This is a genomic window from Bartonella sp. CL63NXGY (assembly GCF_042194905.1).
Classification (GTDB): domain Bacteria; phylum Pseudomonadota; class Alphaproteobacteria; order Rhizobiales; family Rhizobiaceae; genus Bartonella.
The window spans coordinates 1-18,304 of record NZ_JBHINK010000021.1 but is presented as its reverse complement, the minus strand read 5'-3'; the positions used below and the strand labels follow the sequence as shown (position 1 = coordinate 18,304).

Here is an 18,304-nt window from a genome sequence, read left to right as displayed (position 1 = left end):
ATCACAACTCAAAGCAATTTTTGGCTGGACAAATGATGCTATGGCATCTCTTTACACAAAGAGCGCAGACCGTAAAAAACTTGCTCTTGAAGCCATAAAAAAGCTTCAAAAAGATGAGGGATAGAGGCAAAAAAACTCAATAGAATCAAGATTCACCTATCCCCCCATATTAGACATAACTATTTTATTTTACTTGCTTTTTATTTGCCTGTATTGTCCGAAATAGATCGCGCAAGCGAACCGAAGGGGCGCATAGGCGCCTGAAAGCGTAAAAAAAAGAAATCAACCCAGACATCCCGTTGCATAATCGGATGACCAAACCCTAGCCAGGGTTTGTCTTTGCAATAATGCGTTACCGCCACCTCAAGATTCTCGATTTCAATCTCATGGAGGACACTAGAAAGTCGCATGGCAGCATATTTGCAGGCTCCTATATGCGCGAGACCAGTAGCACAAAATCCACCGATTAGTGCAGAAATGACGTCTCTCTTGGTACGGTTGGTGGGATTTGAACCTACGACCTCTGGTGCCACAAACCAGCGCTCTAACCAACTGAGCTACAACCGCATAAAAAGAAAATGTATCATAAATGTTCACGATTTCGTAAACATTTATTCTTACGCTTATGTGACATAAGGAAAATCAACAAAGTTTGCAAGCCCCTTTAAAAAAATCTCGCAATTTTTTGTGAAGAAAAAAGCGTTTTTTTACAAAGGAAATTTTGCCCAATGTTCAAGACTATGATCACGATAGCTTTTTATGTTATCAACTCCATCTTGTTGCATCATCTGCAAAATCTCTTGCAGAATAGTTATGACAAGATCTGGACCTTCATAAACCATCCCACTATATAATTGAATTAAATCTGCACCAGCTTTTACTTTTTCCAAAGCGGTTTGTGCGTCCTTTACACCGCCAACACCAATAATTGCAATCTCCTTCCCTAATTTTTGACGCATTTTTGCAAGCACAATAGTAGAACGCTCAAAAAGTGGACGTCCAGAAAGCCCACCCTGTTCATTACTGAAGTGACTATTGCTAAGCCCCTGGCGTGAAAGAGTTGTGTTAGAAACAATCAGTCCATTAAAATCAGAAAGTTTTATTTCTTCAGCAACATCATCTAATTCTTTCTCTGATAAATCGGGAGCAATTTTTAAAAAAATAGGAATGGAGAATCCATGCTTGTTCTCTTGCTCATTTCGCGCTTTCGAAACTGCACTCAACAAAAGATGCAAACTGTCACGGGCCTGTAAATCACGTAAACCTGGTGTATTAGGAGAAGAAATATTAACCGTAAAATAATCAGCAACATCATAAAAATGAACAATACCAACAGTATAATCATCAATCTTATCGACCGTATCCTTATTGGCTCCAATGTTGACTCCTATAACACCAGTTTTTTTACACGCACGCAATCTATTGTAAACAACTTGATGTCCGTCATTATTAAAGCCCATTCTATTAATAATCGCTTCATCTTCTTTTAAACGGAAAAGCCGTGGTTTAGGATTTCCAATCTGAGGCTTTGGTGTCACTGTCCCAATTTCAGTAAAACCAAATCCTAAACGAAAAATACCATCTACAACCTCTGCATTTTTATCAAACCCCGCTGCAAGACCAATAAAATTTTCAAACTCAAGACCAGCAACAGTTACACACAAACGTTTGTCGATAACCTTTTGACAACCATTTAATCCACTTTTCAGCCCGAGAATCGCTAAACCGTGTGCTTGCTCTGGATCCAACATAAATAAGGCAGAACGGCCAATACAACGAAAAAAACTCATTAATCCTTCTCCACAACATAAAAATGATCCATCGCACCTCACCTATATCTTTTAACACAAAATATTTCCAATCAAAGAGAGCATATTATCCAAATAATATTCCCCTTCTAGAAGAAAAATCATCATATAATAGCCATACATGTTTATATTGATATATACTGTGTAAAGAACTTTTTATTCTTAAAAAATGTTTCTCTTTTTCGACATTTTTTAAAGATTAAAATATGAATCCTAATCTTATAAAATGCAGCATGAATTGAAACATCAATGGCTCTTTACCATAGTCATGGTTTTGTGGCATCTTATGCAGGCAAGCTCATAATTCTCTTAAATATGCATGCAAATGCCCTCTATTCCCAAAGTTCCTCTGTGTAATATTGTTTCCAATAGAAACAGAGCTTGCTCAAGCTATTTTTTTCCTAGCATTTATAGGATACATGGTTCATAAAAACATCTAAATTCATACTATTGTTGCACCATTTATTAGCAACAGAATGTTCAATCAATTTGTACTCTATTGATAGAATTTTGAAGAATCTGCGTTGTTTCCTTTGCCATTTCTGATGCGTTAAATACAATTTTGCATCTATTAAGTACTCTGTCTAACATATATTTTAAGTAATGACAGTTGATTGTTGAACTCACACCTATCATACCAACGACTTCCAAACCAAAATGATCTTGCAAACCCTAGAGCTCTGCTATTTATAAACTGATACAATCTGCCAGCAGATGAAATGTGTTTCTTCCATCGGAATTATCTCCATTTTAGCTCATGCAACCCAGTACAAATAGCTTTTAGATAAGCCATAATGCCCTCCTAATTTCTATTATCGCTTACTAAATTAAGAGGAATTAAATTATAAGTTTTACTGTGGTATTGTGTAAAAATCTCTCTTTTTAATGTTAACATAAAAATCTTGAGGCAATTATATAAATTAAGCTACAGTTTTCTACTTTCTGTTGAAAAAGCAGATATAGTTTTTATTAAAAAAGCTTTTTTCTAGGAAAGGTTCTATGTAAATTCAAATAGAGCCCTAAAATCCAAATAGAACCCTAAAGCTCTTTATTAAACCTTATAAAGTCTTTGAAAATAATATTAATATTGTAATATAATCATAAAAACAAAATCTGCCCTTTCCTTTTTCATCAAAAGCGGTAAGTAAATTACCGTATATCACTTACATAAAGGGGAAAATGCAATGCTTAAAGAATTCAAAGAATTTGCCCTAAAAGGTAATATGATTGATCTTGCTATCGGTGTGATTATAGGGGGTGCTTTTGGTAGCTTGGTCAACTCAATTGTCAATGATATTTTTATGCCAATCATTGGATTGATTACAGGTGGAATTGATTTTTCTAATATGTTTATTCAACTTGCTGGCGAAAAACAAGCAACATTGAGTGCCGCCAAAGCAACTGGAGCAACCATTAGCTATGGACACTTTATTACTTTACTTATCAATTTTCTCATTATTGCTTGGGTGCTTTTTTTATTCGTTAAAGCTATGAACAAAATCCGTAGAAAAGAAGAAGAAAGCCCCCAAAAAACGTCTTCAGAAGAACAACTGTTAACAGAAATTAGAGATCTTTTGGCTAAGAAAAAATAATTTTATGCAAGATTTACATCATGGAACACGAGGAAAAAACATTTCCACAGTTGTTCCGTAATTGGGTTTGGAGAACAGTAAAAATTGTCCCCCTCTTTCTTCCACCATTGCTTTACACATTGGGAGCCCTAAACCTGTTCCCATAAAAGCGCTATCACCAGATCGGCCATCCTTGCGCTCTACTTGACCATAAGGTTGCAGTGCCTGTATAATCTCTTCTTCGTTCATCCCTATACCATTATCACTCACTGAAATTTTTACACGTTCTTTTCTATAAGAAACGTGAACAATAATCTGTCCACCCAAAGGTGTAAAACGAATAGCATTGGAAAGAAGATTCCATATAATCTGGCGAAACACTTGTTGTGATACAGGAATAAATGGAACATGAGGTGGAGCAACAATACGCATGATAATGCCGTTCTGATTGGCTTGAGTCTCAAGAAAAGCTATCGTCGCACGTAAACAAGATATCACATCAAATGTTTCAGAAATAAGGGAAGAATCAATCTGGTTATCGGAACCAGAATAATTTATCTTCGAGCACTCTAGTAATTGATTAATCAGCAATAATATATGTTTTCCAGAGGAAATAATATCGCGTAAATATCCATGATAGCGCTCATTTTCTATCGAACCAAAACGGCCTTCTCTCATAATTTCTGCAAAACCAATAAGAGCATTCAAAGGTGTTCGTATTTCATGAACAACTCCAACGATTTTATCCTCTTCTGCTTTCTTTTCTCCTGATGGAACTGTTTGTGTCCTATCACGCAACATAACAGCATAATTTCCTTGCTTTGCCAAAAATACAATCGTTATCAAAACGGTTATATTTTTATGATTTTTCGTCATTAAATCAGCTGTTTCTCTGCGATTTAAAACCTGATTTTTTCCCTCCATGCGGATTGATTTAAAATATTTTTCAACCAAAAGTCGGCTTTGAAAAGTAAATAATGAAGAGAGTGGCTGTCCTCGCAGTTCATTTATTTCATAACCCATTAATGCTAAGGCTGCCCTACTCGCTGATTGAATAAAGCCTTCTTCATCCAACCATAAAACACCATCTGTTGCTGTATCCAACAATGATAAAACTGCAGCAGGCTCTTTTACGAGAGCTTGTTCTATAGCATTTACCGGCAATGTTTGTGCATATGGTAACTGAATAGCTGTTTCTTCAACTAAATTTTCTTCTTTTACCGATGAATTCAATTCATCACGCAATTGCTCTGCAATTTCATGAAAAGCTGAGCGTTCTATCTCCGTAAGACATGGTATTTCTGTTGCTAGCTTTTCATTTCTTTTTTCTTGGACTTTTTTTTGTATTTTTAAAACACCAAAGCCACGAAACCCTTTAAGCTGCTTTGTAACATCAAAAATTGGCAAAGCCGACAATTCAACATCAAGCCATTGTAAGCAACCATCAACAGGCCATTGAACAATCTCTTTACTCCAAGGCATAGCCGTTTCAATAAAACGACTGAGAACCAGATATCGATCATCATTAAATTGATGAGCAAGTTCATGAAAACTACACCCTAAAATAGAGGAAGAGAGAGGACCAACAACTTCAGCTAGCTCTTTTGAGACTTCACAAAACAAACCATTGTGATCGATTTCCCACGTAAAAGGCCGTGGCAAAAGCTCTGGTGTAAAACGAAAAGCTTCTTGCTGAGATTTTAATTCATTTGTATTTAACTTTAACTCATCTGCTTTTAATGGCATAACTAAAACTAAAAAGTGTTGGATTTACTCTCAAATGAATAATGCTAATTTGTTTACAATTATCTGTTCTGGTTAAAATAACTTGATATCTCATATAAATTGTCTGTAGCAAAATTTTGACTGTTTCATCAACAAAACAAGAATAAAAAGAAGCTTCCAGCTCTTGTTGCTTATTCACCCATTATGTAATAAATCTTGTTACAATAATGGTAACATCTCCCTCGCATAAAATAGTACTCAAAAAGAATACACTTATTTTACACATTCATGCGCCTTTTTTGAAAAGATATCTCCCAAGATCCCCAAGCTTATTTTACGACGTCATCTGTAAATGGTGTAATGTAAAAGTCCCTATAGAGGATATCAAGGCATTGTGCATTACCATTTTTATACTTATAAAAGAGCTGGTTAGCACCATCATTATACTAATTTCAGCCCCTAATGTTACCAATAGTTCTTGGCATTTGAAGGCATTCATACAAAGATCTTTCTTTCATTAGAATCGCTACAAAAGAAAAAATATACCACCGCACTATTTTATTAAAAATTTTCTCTGTAAAAAAGAGAACACAAATTATCTTTCTTCATATAAAGATTTGTTTAATTTCTTTATATTCCAGATCATTTAGAAATGTTAAAATATCTCATAATCTCCTTTGATATCAGCTTGTTTACCTCATCAGAAGTCTTAATACAAAAGATCGCTTTTGCTTTATTACTCTCCATTTAAATTTTTAATATTATATAAAAAAATAAAACAAGCACATTTAAATAATAACTGTCAGATATTTAAAAAATTGCATATTTTTAAATGCGTTTGTTTATTTTCCTTCATTGAGTAAAATTTCACGTTTTCCAACATGATTAGCGGCTCCAACAATGCCTTTTTCTTCCATCCGCTCGACGAGAGAAGCTGCTTTATTATAGCCGATTGAAAGTCGGCGCTGAATATAAGATGTTGAACATTTTTTATCACGCATAACAATTTTTACAGCTTGGTTATAAAGTTCCTCACCCTCTTCATCAAAATTTTCTTCCTCAGAAATTTCAGCCGCTGAATCAGCAGAAGTATCCTCTTTGTTATCGTCTTCATTATCCGTTACCGTTGCCAAATAATCAGGTTTTCCTTGCATTTTAAGATGTGCAACGATGGATTCAACTTCTTCATCTGAGACAAAAGGTCCATGAACGCGCACAATGCGTCCACCACCAGCCATATGAAGCATATCCCCCTGACCTAAAAGCGTTTCAGCACCTTGTTCACCCAAGATCGTACGACTATCAATTTTTGACGTTACTTGAAAAGAAATGCGGGTAGGAAAGTTTGCTTTAATTGTACCGGTGATAACATCAACAGAAGGACGTTGCGTTGCCATAATAAGATGAATACCTGCCGCACGCGCCATTTGCGCTAAGCGCTGAATGGCATTCTCTATCTCTTTCCCTGCCACCATCATAAGATCAGCCATCTCATCAACAATCACAACAATATAAGGAAGCTGCGTGAGATCCATGGCTTCTTCATGATAAAGCATTTCCCCTGTTTCCTTATCAAAACCCGACTGAACAGTACACATGATCGTTTCGCCTTTTTGAGCTGCAAGTGCAACGCGTGCATTAAAACCATCAATATTACGCACACCCAACTTAGCCATTTTGCGATAACGCTCTTCCATTTCACGAACCGCCCATTTTAAAGCTGTTACTGCTTTTTTGGGATCTGTGACAACGGGTGTTAAAAGATGTGGAATGCCATCATAAACAGAAAGCTCTAACATTTTAGGATCAACCATGATCAAACGACACTGCTTTGGTGTCATACGATAAAGAATCGACAAAATCATTGTATTAATTGCAACAGACTTGCCTGATCCTGTTGTTCCTGCAACCAATAAATGAGGCATTTTTGCTAATTCTGCAATGACCGGTTCACCATTAATCCCCTTCCCCAAAGCAAGAGCAAGTTTAAATTCACTTTCACGAAAAGAACGTGTTTGGATTAATTCCCGTAAATAAACGGTTTCACGAACCGCATTGGGTAACTCAATCCCGATAACATTACGTCCAGGAATTACAGCAACGCGTGTAGAAATAGCAGACATAGAACGCGCAATATCATCAGAAAGATTAATAACGCGCGATGACTTTACGCCCGCGGCGGGTTCAAATTCATACATTGTTACCACTGGCCCTGGATGAACATGGATAACTTCACCCTTAATGCCAAAATCTTCCAAAACACTTTCCAAAAGTCCAGCACCACGTTCTAATGTTTCTTGAGGAATCATCGTACCTTCATGAAAAACAGGTTCCTGTAATAAGTTGATCGGAGGAAATTCATAAACATCACAGTCAATAGATTGAATATTTTGCATAAAAGCAGAATCATAATTACCTAATGGCATACGAGTAGATTGTAATGTTTTAGTTTTACTGTTTGCTTGCATCACAGAAAAATCTTTTGAATTCTTTGTGACGGCTTTGTTTATACAATCAACAGTATTATTGGCGACAGTATTATTGCTATTTTCAGTCTCTATACTCGCCCCTGCATCGCTTAACGCCCCTGTATTACTTAACGTATGAGCAGAATCTTCAACAGAAAGCTTAGAATGACTCTCTTTAGTAGTATCATTATTTGTATGCATTAAATCAGAAATTTTCTCAACGCCTCGCATCCTTTCCGCTGGAGATTCTGATGTAATTGAATCATAGAGTTGTGGAAAGCGGTATTCAAGAACACGGTAAAGAGCCGTTATTGACTCATCAAAGGCTGTGGGAATATCCGGTGTAATTTCATTTGTCGTATCAATTGATATTCCATCCTCTTTTGAAGTTTGAGTCTCCACATGTTCAAATATCAAAGATTCACACTCAAAAAATGCATCATCGGAAAGATGCAAAGCAGGTTTTATTTTTTGTAGCACATTTTCCACTTGTAATTTACGTTCTTGTTCATCCTCCTCAAGTGGAATATTTGCTGACGGCATATGAATAGCTTGTCGTGACAACTGCTTCAGAACCGTTGAATGACAAACTGATGTTTTATTCTCTATTGATTGAGGATTAATGACTTTTTTTGTCGAAAGAATATTGGTTGTTTTCTTGTTACAACGTACAATATCTGTATCTGTAATTTTTTTTTGATCTTGCTTCGTAAAAATTTTAAACTGTTTTGCAAAAACTGGATCTGTTTCTATACGACGACGCAAAATCTCAACTTCTGGGGTTCTCGTGAAACGGACGTTTTTTCCGAGGGCAAATGCCTTTTTCCACACTTCCGGATAAGGAAATATCTCAGTAATCTTAACAGATAAATCTTCTCTTGATGCACCTTCCGTACTATCATCAGAAAAAGAAGACGTAGAAATAGATTTTGTTTTCGAATTATGCATGGCACCCAACAAATTTATAGCAATGAGAAAAATAACCTTTTCAAAAAGAATTCGTAGAAACTATCATACGAAGGTTAATAACCTTTTGCTGATGGTTACTTTTTAATGAAAAAAATAATGCCATAATGCATATTCATAATCTGCCTTTTGCATATTTACGATATAAATTGCTCAGTTTATGGTGTCATAGAGCTCGTATTTCATTTGTTTTGAAGAAAACTTCATGATAAAAAGCTTCAAGAAAATTGTCTATGCCTCTCTATTCTCTCCCTTTTCATAAAAGAAACTAGTCTCAATAATACAATAAGCATTGCTCTATTGAATTCTCCATGCTCAATTATCACGATATAATCTAATTTCTCGCGTTTTTATAAGATTACCCTTGTTATCCTCGTTTAAAAAGGCTTAGACTAAGACAATCATAATTACATAAATACAAATAGAAAAAAGGGAGTGAATTATGTTTAATAAACGGAAATTTTATATCAATGGTCTATGGGATGAGCCAAGCATTCCTCACGATTTTGACGTCATTAATCCATCAACAGAGGAGGCTTGTGCTGTCATTAGCCTTGGAAGTACAAAAGATGCCGATAAAGCAATTAATGCGGCTAAAGAAGCGTTTCAAAAATGGAAAACAACGTCACCAAATGAGCGTCTTGGATTTGTTGAAAAAATTCTAGAGATCTACGAAAAACGTTCCAAAGACATGGCAAAAACCATTTCAATGGAAATGGGAGCACCGATTGATATGGCGCTTAATGCGCAAACTGCAACCGGAAGTTCCCATATTCGCAATTTTATCGAAGCTTATAAAGAGTTTTCGTTCCAAGAAACTTTAATAAAGGGAAATGAGCAAGCAATCCTTCACTACGATCCTATCGGCGTCGTAGGATTAATTACGCCATGGAATTGGCCCATGAATCAAGTAACTCTTAAAGTTATTCCTGCTCTCTTGGCTGGCTGTACCATGGTGTTAAAGCCCTCTGAAATTGCGCCTCTTTCTGCTATGCTTTTTGCTGAATTTTTAGATGAAGCCGCACTTCCAGCCGGTGTTTTTAATTTAATCAATGGTGATGGTGCGACTGTCGGCTCTTACCTCTCTGCACATCCAGATTTAGAAATGATCAGCTTTACTGGTTCAACTAGAGCAGGAAAAGATATTTCTAAAAATGCCAGCGCTACTTTAAAAAGAGTCTGTCTGGAACTTGGTGGAAAAGGAGCGAATATTATCTTTGCTGATGCCGACTCAGATGCTATTCAACGTGGTGCACGACATTGCTTTTATAATAGTGGACAAAGTTGTAATGCACCGACTCGTATGCTTGTGGAACAGAGCATCTATGACAAAGCCATAAAAATAGCCAAAGATATTGCAGAAACAACAAAAGTAGGACCAAACTGCCAAGAAGGAAATCATATTGGACCTGTCGTTTCAAAAAAACAATATGATAAAATTCAAGATCTTATCCAATCGGGAATTGATGAAGGTGCAACTCTTGTTGCAGGCGGGACTGGTTTACCAAAAGGAATGGAACGCGGTTATTATGTCCGTCCAACAGTCTTTGCTGATGTAAAACCTCATATGCGTATTTTTAAAGAAGAAATCTTTGGTCCAGTTCTCTCGATTCTTTCTTTTAGTACAGAAGAAGAAGCCGTCGCTTTAGCGAATGAGACTGAGTATGGTCTTACAAACTATATTCAATCGCAAGATCGCAACAAATGTCGTCGTATTGCGGCACAAGTACGCTCTGGTATGGTAGAAGTTAATGGACATGGATTACCCAGTGGAAGCTACTTTGGAGGTGTAAAATTTTCTGGGCGCGCTCGTGAAGGAGGACATTGGGGAATTAAAGAATTTCTCGATAGTAAAGCAATTTCGTACTGGTAAAATCTTATTAAAAACTTAATAGGAATCGTATGGTAATACAGAAAATAACGGATGAAGGTGCTCTTGGGCAACGTCTTGATCAGTGGCTCGCAAAACAATATCATGATGTGCTCTCACGTTCGCGTTTGCAAACCCTCATCCGTGAAGGCTGTCTTAAAATTGATGGTCAATTCATAAAGGAACCAAAAACAAAATTAAAACCTAACCAAATAATTGAATTGGAAATCCCTGACCTTCGTGATGCAGAACCTAGCGCTGAAGCCATTGCATTGGACATTCTTTTTGAAGATGATCATGTCATTGTTATTAACAAACCAGCTGGTCTTGTTGTTCATCCTGGGAATGGCAATTGGACCGGTACATTGGTTAATGCCCTTATTTACCACTGTGGGAATAGTTTATCTGGTATAGGTGGTGTTAAACGCCCTGGCATTGTCCATCGTCTTGATAAAAATACAAGCGGTGTTATGGTTGTTGCAAAAAATGATCTAGCTCATAAAAGTCTCAGTGCTCAATTTTCTGATCATGGACGTACCTGCGCATTAGATCGACGCTACCATGCCTTGATTTGGGGAACACCTCAGCGCAATGTCTGGACAATTGATGCATCACTTGGCCGTTCGCCCCATAACCGGACAAAGCAAGCTGTCATCCATAACCAAAACCCTTATGCTCGTCATGCTGTTACACATGTTTCTCTGCTTGAAAAATATGGCTCTCATGCAGACTCAACATCTTTTGCTAGCCTTCTGGAATGTCGCTTGGAAACTGGACGCACCCATCAAATCCGTGTTCATATGGCTCATATTGGGCATCCACTCATAGGCGATACAGTTTATGGAAACGCTTTTAAAACAAAATCAAACACATTCAACCCCACTATTAGAAATGCAATCGATCAATTCAACCGACATGCACTCCATGCTGCAAGTCTTACTTTTGAACATCCTTCTACCGGTAAAGTTATGTCGTTTTCCGCACCACTGCCTCAAGATATGGCTAAACTTATTAAACTTTTTAAAAAAGTGAATTGAAACTTTTCCCCTTCTCAAGATTTCACAATAAAATATCTTTTTTTGAACAAAATTGAAAAATATGCTAGAGTGAGATTATGAGGATAGTTAGCTATCTAAAACATAGAATTTGCCTTATCAGGGAATTCAAACAAAAGGAGGGTGCTATATGGCCCATATGAATTTATTATCAGTAATGACAGGTGATGGTGGTTTAAACCGTTACTTGGAAGAAGTGCGTCGTTTTCCAATGCTTGAGCCAAAAGAAGAATATATGTTAGCTCAGCGTTACCGTGAGCATAATGATCTAAAAGCTGCGCATAGGCTAGTAACCAGCCATTTGCGTCTCGTAGCTAAAATCGCGATGGGATATCGGGGCTACGGACTTCCCATTGGGGAAGTCATTTCAGAAGGCAATGTTGGACTCATGCAAGCTGTTAAACGTTTCGAACCAGAGCGGGGTTTTCGTCTTGCAACCTATGCAATATGGTGGATTAAAGCGTCAATCCAAGAATATGTATTGCGCTCTTGGAGTTTGGTGAAAATGGGGACAACAGCTAATCAAAAGCGTTTGTTTTTCAACCTTCGTAAGTTAAAAAGTAAACTTCAAGCACTTGATAGTGGCGATCTCAATGCAGAACAAGTGAAAAAAATTGCAATCCAGTTGAATGTCACAGAAGATGAAGTTGTATCAATGAATCGTAGGCTTGGTGGTGACACTTCACTCAACGCACCAATTCGAACAAAAGAAGGGGAAAACAGTGAGTTGCAAGATTGGTTGGTGGATGAATCTAACGATCAAGAACAAATTTTAATTGAAAAAAGTGAATTAGAAAATCGCCGTTCCATGCTCATAAATGCCATGGACAATCTCAATGAACGCGAAAAGCGTATATTTAAAGCGCGTCGTTTAAACGATGTACCACTAACCCTAGAAGAACTCTCTGGTGAATTTAATATTAGTCGAGAACGAGTAAGACAAATTGAAATGCGTGCATTTGAAAAAGTGCAAAACTCTATCAAAGATTCTACTTTATCTCAAAGTCAAGTATAAAACCTAGAGTTAAGTATAAAGCCAATGGTTTGCACATTCTTTAAATGTGAAAATGAAAAAAAGCATGCCTTGGCTTTATACTTGTAAATTAGCCTATCGAATTCTTTAAGTTATTGATATGTAAAGCTTTATTGAATATATTTGGTATATAATTGATAAAGACGGTCGTAGAAAATTCTTCACAGCCGTTTATTTTTTTGCATCTATGTTTTATTTTTTTGACCAAGAACTGTTAACTTATCTTGTTGTGCAAGCCATTGTCCAATAACTTCATTAAAAATAGACTTACCTGTTGGTCCTTTTGCAAAGGTTAATTCACTTATACGCCCGTTTTTATCCGTTAACACCAAACGCATCCAATCTAATTCTCGCATCAATTGTAAATTTCGATCAAGAAATGGATGATTACCACTCAATGCGACAAGAAAAAAGTCATCGTTAATCTTTGCAGCAATGGTTCTTGTTAAAGCCTGTCCAATGGATTGTTCACTTGCTTTAAAGGTTAATGCTTGAACATTGCTTATAGCTTTACCTGAAAATTTATCAGAAAGAATAAAAACAAGGTCCATAATATATGCAGCAGGAAATGACTGATCGGTATTACGACGTAAAATTAACCGTAATGATACCCCTTCATCAGGAATTGTTATATCACCTTGTATAGTTGTTTCTTCTGGAGCCCCCTTCACTTGAGATTCTTTTATAAGCGTCCAGCGAGCACTTCCCGTTGCTATCTTTTCTGCATCATAATTTGTACGTGCTTGATAGAAAACAGCTTCACCTGATTTTTCAAGCGATTGCAAATTGCTATCAACAACTGTTGAGAGTACTTCTTCATCCGAAGAATCTATCGCTTGTTTTAAACCAACATCAATTTCACTTCCATCCTCTAATAAGCGTTGTGTTAACTTTCTCTTAATTGGAAATGCCTTTGGTACTCTGTGAGAAGCTTGAAGATTTTCTTCTAAAAACTGATGATCATTTGATACAAATACACGCTCACCAACAAAAAAAATACCAACAATTAAAACAACAAAACTAACAACAGAAACAGCACTTATTACAATACGCCTTTGCACTAACGATTTATTAGCACGACGTAAAGCCTGAGAAAAAATGTGCGAAACAATATGCGGATTATCTTCCTGCGAAGGAGAAATCTTTAACACACTGCTATTAACATGCTGAGAAGGCACATCAGCCTCCATATTAACAGGCTCTGCATCTGGTATATCTGATACACAAAGCTCATCAAATACCTTGTTATCCTTTGAACGCGTAACAAAATCCTGTTTTCTTTTTATATTTATCTCTGAAAATTCATTATTCTTTGGTAATATAGTTTTTTTTGTATATTTCTTATCTTCATTTATATTTGTGGGATTCCACCCAATAACTGAAGAAAGCCGCTTCTTTTCAACTGCTAAATATTCTCCTTCAACAGTTGCAATAGAACTTTGAAGAATCTTTCTCTGTTCATCCGCTATTGCTTGTGGTATTTTTGCTGTTAAAAATTGATGTTCTAGTGTTTCGGTAGCACGCTTATAAATCCGCTTACGCACTTGTGGTGTAATATTATTTTGTGCATTAATTGTCTTTTTTAAGATTCCAACGAAATCTACCATTTCCTCTATAATCTCTCTTAAATTGAGAAAAAATCAATAGTAAAGCCAAAAAACTTTATTTTAGCCTTCTAAATTGATTGCCATTTAATATTGGTACAACTATCGCAATAATGTAAAATGAATATGAAAAATAAACAATGCTATTTTGCACCTTTCTCTCACATGCTCTTAAAAACTTTTTTGTAAAAAGAGACAAAAACGCACAGAGAACATATATAGAAATCTAAAAATAATAATCAATTAACAAAGGGATCCGTAATAAGAATAGTATCTTCACGCTCTGGACTTGTGGATAATAAAGCCACTTTTGTATTAATCAGTTCTTCAATATAGCGTATATATTTAATAGCCTGCACTGGTAAATCTTCCCACCTCAATGCATGTGCTGTTTCTTCCTTCCAACCTTCTAATGTTGCATAAACAGGCTTCACCCGATCCTGAGCTCCCATGGAAGAAGGTAAATAATCAATTCTTTTACCATCAAGCTCATAACCAATACAAATTTTTATTTCATCCAAACCATCTAAAACATCAAGTTTTGTCAATGCTATACCTTGAACACCGCAAATTGTTACCATCTGACGTACTAAGACAGCATCAAACCAACCACATCGACGCTTTCGACCCGTTACAACACCAAATTCATGTCCACGCACTCCCAGAAATTCACCAATATCATTTATCTGCTCTGTCGGGAACGGCCCTTCTCCAACGCGTGTAGTATAAGCTTTTGCAATACCCAAAACATAATGAATTGCATCAGGTCCCATCCCCGAACCTGTACATGCTTGCCCAGCAACTGTATTAGATGACGTTACATAAGGATAAGTTCCAAAATCATTATCTAATAAAGCACCTTGCGCACCTTCAAAAAGAATGTGTTTCCCTCCTCGATAACCTTCATCTAAAAGACGCCACGTACAATCCATAAAGGGCAAAATTTTATCCGCAACTTGCATCAATTCATCATAAAGTGCTCGAGAATCAATCTCTGCAACACCCATCCCACGACGCAAAGCATTATGATGCCTCAAAAGCCGCTCAATCTTAGCCATAAGTGTATCTTTTTCTGCTAAATCCATCACTCGGATAGCACGACGTCCCACCTTATCTTCATAAGCCGGTCCAATACCACGCTTTGTTGTACCAATTTTTAAACCAGATAAACCGCTTTCTCGAATTGCATCAAGATCACGATGCAAAGAAAGAATCAAAGGAGCATTTTCAGCAATACGCAAAATTTCTGGTGTGATTTTTACACCCTGATCACATAGTTTTTTTACTTCTGCAACAAAATGATGAGGGTCAACAACAACACCATTGCCTATAATTGATAACTTGCCACGCACTAAACCAGACGGTAAAAGTGATAATTTATAACTGACTCCATCAACAACCAATGTGTGGCCAGCATTATGCCCCCCCTGATACCTCACCACGATATCTGCTCGCTCAGATAACCAATCTACAATTTTACCTTTGCCTTCATCACCCCATTGTGTACCGACAACAACTACATTGGCCATAACTTTCTCCGTCGTGTTTGGTTAAAAAAACCAGCATTCAAAAACAAACACTTCTTTATAACGAAACCTTAGAGCAAGTGCGACTCCTCATTTCAGATTTTTCTCAATCTTCAAGTGATTAAATTTTCAAATTTATGATAATAAAGATAAGCAAATACCAAAATATTTTAAATCTGTTATTTTTGCTACAACAAAGTAAAAAAAATAGAGATTTTAATTTGTGCGTATCCAACACCTGACAGAGCATTCATTCTCTCTCTTAATCTTTTACAATTCACGTAATATTTAGATGCTGTCTGTCTGATACAAGAATACGAAAGATCATCATAATCTCTCGTATCCTTTTTTGTTTAAAAATACGTTGTGAAAATCACCAGTAATTATTTAAAGCTGTGCTTTTTCAACTTGGAACGCCCACTCAAGCCATTGTGTCAAAATTTCAAGATCGGAAGCCTCAATTGTTATACCCGCCCAAATTCGAAGCCCAGGAGGAGCATCGCGATACGAACCGATATCATAAGCAACCCCTTCCTCATCAAGACGTTTCACAACCGCTTTTATAAAAGATACTCGCTTTTCCGTATCCAAAGCAGTAATCACTGGATCCACAATATCTAAACAAATAGCGGTGTTAGAACGCACTTCAGGATCTTTTGCCAAATATTCTAACCATGGCGTTTTGCGAACAAAAGCATCAAGTACAGAAAAGTTTTTCTCAACCCGTGCTCTTAATGCCGCTGCACCTCCTAGAGACTTTGCCCACTTCAACCCATCAAGAAAATCCTCAACACAAAGCATAGAAGGTGTATTGATTATCTTTCCTTTAAAAATATCTTCGTTCAATTTTCCATTTTTTGTCATATAGAAAAGTTGAGGCATAGGCCAAGCTGGAACATGATTCTCAAGCCTCTCAACAGCACGAGGACTTAAAATCACCATACCATGTGCAGCCTCACCTCCCAAAACTTTCTGCCATGAAAAAGTAACAACATCTAATTTTGAAAAATCAAGATATTGCGCAAAAGCTGCCGATGTTGCATCACAAATGGTCAATCCAGCCCGTTTATGCGGAATGAAATCCGCATTAGGAATACGCACACCAGAAGTTGTCCCATTCCATGTAAAAACAACATCCCGATCAAAGTCAAGTTGTGTTAAATCTGGTATTTCACCATAAGGAGCTTCAAAACGACGCACATCAGAAAGCTTTAATTGCTCGACAACATCTTTATTCCACCCAAATCCAAAACTTTCCCACGCCGCCATATCAATGCCACGCTCACCTAATAGAGACCATAGAGCAGCCTCAACAGCACCGGTATCTGAACCGGGCATAATTCCTATACGATGATCAGAAGGAACCTCAAGAATCTCACGGGTTAAATTAACAACTTCAGCAAGTTTTAATTCTGCTTCTCTAGATCTATGTGAACGCCCAACTACTGCATTTTTAAGAACATCAAGAGTCCAACCAGGCCGTTTACTACAAGGGCCTGAAGAAAAATTAGTATTATTGGGACGACTACTTGGTTTTTGTAACATTATCATTATTTCTCCCCTTTTAGATGTTTTTTTCTTTATAAAGAAAAACAAATTATTATAAAGACTAATCAACAATCTTTTTAGAAAAAGTCAAAAATGTTGTCTATTATTTCGTATGCTTAAAATTCACGGAAACTTTATAAAAAAATCTTTCTTAATCATGCTTCTCGATTGATTCTTTTAATTTTTTTTCGTATCACCACCACGATAAGACAGCATTCTAATAACAATACACTAAAGTGTCCAATATACCTATCAAATTTATTTTATGATAAAGATTCATTGATAACGCTCTAGAATAGGGAGATAAACTTATTAAAAAATCAATTATTTTTCTTTTGATGACTGGACAGAGAAAATTTTAATGTTATAACCGCAAACGCTTTATGTTTTTTATGAAGCATGCCCAGATAGCTCAGTTGGTAGAGCAGCGGACTGAAAATCCGCGTGTCCGTGGTTCGAATCCGCGTCTGGGCACCACACTCTTCTTTGTTGTATGTAACCTATTTTTTTATTGACTTTTAAGTTAATGGTGCCTGAGTAAAGTTAAGGGAATAGGGTTTCTAACATTTGTCTATAAAGCACGCTTCACACAATAACAATATATTGATTTATAATGATAATTTACTGTTTTGTATGTTGAATGAGAGTCCCGAATAACGTAAGATTCTCTCATTTCAAATCTGTTTATCTTGAATCAATCAAAACCGCTTGCTTGCACATCACAAGCGGGGCTGGCGTATGGGTAAAAACTATAGAAGAAAGGACTAAAAATGGCTCTTATGAACCGTCTTAATGCAAGGGCTGTCGCAACACCCAAGAGCTGGTAAATATAATGATGGTGCCGGCTTGCTTCTTCACAAACGTAAAGATGGTGGTGCTCAATGGATTTACCGTTTTACCATTCATGGTCGGCGCCGTGAAATGGGCTTGGGTGCCTTGCGAGATGTTTCTTTAAAACAAGCCCGTGAATTGGCAACTAGGTGGCGGGCTGTTTTACGTGAGGGGCGTGACCCTATTAAAGAACGTGAAAAACAAAAGCGTGAAGCAATAAGCAATCTCCATTATTTAAAAGATATCGCGTTGGATGCTTTTGAAAGTCGTAAAGCTGAATTAAAAAATGATGGTAAAGA

The 18,304-nt window shown here is 36.7% G+C and carries 10 protein-coding genes, 2 tRNA genes and 2 pseudogenes; 7 read left to right on the top strand and 7 right to left on the bottom strand.

From position 1 onward, the window contains the following. A pseudogene (locus tag ACFIK0_RS08300) lies at nucleotides 1–124 on the top strand (integrase); the annotation flags it as partial. 366 nt (nucleotides 125–490) lie between these two features. Here ACFIK0_RS08300 and ACFIK0_RS08295 read toward each other — a convergent pair. Beyond that, nucleotides 491–567, bottom strand: a tRNA-His gene (locus ACFIK0_RS08295). A 140-nt stretch (nucleotides 568–707) separates the two neighbouring features. Beyond that, nucleotides 708–1,790 carry a quinone-dependent dihydroorotate dehydrogenase gene (locus ACFIK0_RS08290; protein WP_375663791.1) on the bottom strand — a complete coding sequence of 361 codons (1,083 nt, stop codon included), beginning with the start codon at nucleotides 1,788–1,790 and terminating at the stop codon, nucleotides 708–710. A 1,202-nt stretch (nucleotides 1,791–2,992) separates the two neighbouring features. Between ACFIK0_RS08290 and mscL the strand changes: the two genes are divergently transcribed. After that, nucleotides 2,993–3,400 (top strand): large conductance mechanosensitive channel protein MscL, encoded by a 408-nt coding sequence (mscL, locus tag ACFIK0_RS08285; RefSeq protein WP_273790360.1) that lies wholly within the window; start codon nucleotides 2,993–2,995, stop codon nucleotides 3,398–3,400. Between the two features lie 18 nt (nucleotides 3,401–3,418). Here the strand turns inward: mscL and ACFIK0_RS08280 are convergent, their stop codons facing one another. Together ACFIK0_RS08280 and ACFIK0_RS08275 are read right to left on the bottom strand one after the other, a co-directional pair. Then, entirely contained in the window at nucleotides 3,419–5,125 is a 1,707-nt protein-coding gene (locus ACFIK0_RS08280) for an ATP-binding protein (protein ID WP_375660724.1), read from the bottom strand. A gap of 821 nt (nucleotides 5,126–5,946) precedes the next feature. Next, entirely contained in the window at nucleotides 5,947–8,520 is a 2,574-nt protein-coding gene (locus ACFIK0_RS08275) for a DNA translocase FtsK (protein ID WP_273790358.1), read from the bottom strand. A 460-nt stretch (nucleotides 8,521–8,980) separates the two neighbouring features. Here ACFIK0_RS08275 and ACFIK0_RS08270 point away from each other — a divergent pair, with 460 nt between their 5' ends. The 3 genes from ACFIK0_RS08270 (at nucleotide 8,981) to rpoH (ending at nucleotide 12,478) form a co-directional block, all read left to right on the top strand. Further along, nucleotides 8,981–10,411 carry an aldehyde dehydrogenase family protein gene (locus ACFIK0_RS08270; protein WP_273790357.1) on the top strand — a complete coding sequence of 477 codons (1,431 nt, stop codon included), beginning with the start codon at nucleotides 8,981–8,983 and terminating at the stop codon, nucleotides 10,409–10,411. 29 nt (nucleotides 10,412–10,440) lie between these two features. Then, on the top strand, nucleotides 10,441–11,445 hold the full coding sequence (locus ACFIK0_RS08265) for an RluA family pseudouridine synthase (protein WP_375663790.1): 1,005 nt from the start codon (nucleotides 10,441–10,443) through the stop codon (nucleotides 11,443–11,445). A gap of 148 nt (nucleotides 11,446–11,593) precedes the next feature. After that, entirely contained in the window at nucleotides 11,594–12,478 is an 885-nt protein-coding gene (gene rpoH, locus ACFIK0_RS08260; RefSeq protein WP_273790355.1) for an RNA polymerase sigma factor RpoH, read from the top strand. A gap of 203 nt (nucleotides 12,479–12,681) precedes the next feature. Here rpoH and ACFIK0_RS08255 read toward each other — a convergent pair whose 3' ends face one another. The 3 genes from ACFIK0_RS08255 to ACFIK0_RS08245 all read right to left on the bottom strand — a co-directional run bounded on the left by ACFIK0_RS08255 (nucleotide 12,682) and on the right by ACFIK0_RS08245 (nucleotide 17,177). Continuing rightward, nucleotides 12,682–14,103: a hypothetical protein gene (locus ACFIK0_RS08255; RefSeq protein ID WP_375654418.1), complete on the bottom strand. Its 1,422-nt coding sequence runs from the start codon at nucleotides 14,101–14,103 to the stop codon at nucleotides 12,682–12,684. Between the two features lie 236 nt (nucleotides 14,104–14,339). Then, the gene (locus ACFIK0_RS08250; RefSeq protein ID WP_273790353.1) at nucleotides 14,340–15,629 is read right to left on the bottom strand and encodes an adenylosuccinate synthase; all 1,290 of its coding nucleotides are present in this window, start codon (nucleotides 15,627–15,629) and stop codon (nucleotides 14,340–14,342) included. A 384-nt stretch (nucleotides 15,630–16,013) separates the two neighbouring features. Continuing rightward, complete coding sequence (locus tag ACFIK0_RS08245; protein ID WP_273790352.1) at nucleotides 16,014–17,177, bottom strand: phosphoserine transaminase; 1,164 nt, start codon at nucleotides 17,175–17,177, stop codon at nucleotides 16,014–16,016. 398 nt (nucleotides 17,178–17,575) lie between these two features. Between ACFIK0_RS08245 and ACFIK0_RS08240 the strand changes: the two genes are divergently transcribed. Together ACFIK0_RS08240 and ACFIK0_RS08235 are read left to right on the top strand one after the other, a co-directional pair. Then, nucleotides 17,576–17,651 (top strand) — tRNA-Phe (locus tag ACFIK0_RS08240). Between the two features lie 293 nt (nucleotides 17,652–17,944). After that, nucleotides 17,945–18,304, top strand: a pseudogene (locus ACFIK0_RS08235) (Arm DNA-binding domain-containing protein); the annotation flags it as partial.

Coding starts and splice junctions, on each gene's coding strand:
- ACFIK0_RS08290 (WP_375663791.1), bottom strand. CDS start 1,790: ATGAGTTTTTTTCGTTGTATTGGCCGTTCTGCCTTATTTATGTTGGAT.
- rpoH (WP_273790355.1), top strand. CDS start 11,594: ATGGCCCATATGAATTTATTATCAGTAATGACAGGTGATGGTGGTTTA.
- ACFIK0_RS08265 (WP_375663790.1), top strand. CDS start 10,441: ATGGTAATACAGAAAATAACGGATGAAGGTGCTCTTGGGCAACGTCTT.
- ACFIK0_RS08280 (WP_375660724.1), bottom strand. CDS start 5,125: ATGCCATTAAAAGCAGATGAGTTAAAGTTAAATACAAATGAATTAAAA.
- ACFIK0_RS08245 (WP_273790352.1), bottom strand. CDS start 17,177: ATGATAATGTTACAAAAACCAAGTAGTCGTCCCAATAATACTAATTTT.
- mscL (WP_273790360.1), top strand. CDS start 2,993: ATGCTTAAAGAATTCAAAGAATTTGCCCTAAAAGGTAATATGATTGAT.
- ACFIK0_RS08255 (WP_375654418.1), bottom strand. CDS start 14,103: ATGGTAGATTTCGTTGGAATCTTAAAAAAGACAATTAATGCACAAAAT.
- ACFIK0_RS08275 (WP_273790358.1), bottom strand. CDS start 8,520: ATGCATAATTCGAAAACAAAATCTATTTCTACGTCTTCTTTTTCTGAT.
- ACFIK0_RS08250 (WP_273790353.1), bottom strand. CDS start 15,629: ATGGCCAATGTAGTTGTTGTCGGTACACAATGGGGTGATGAAGGCAAA.
- ACFIK0_RS08270 (WP_273790357.1), top strand. CDS start 8,981: ATGTTTAATAAACGGAAATTTTATATCAATGGTCTATGGGATGAGCCA.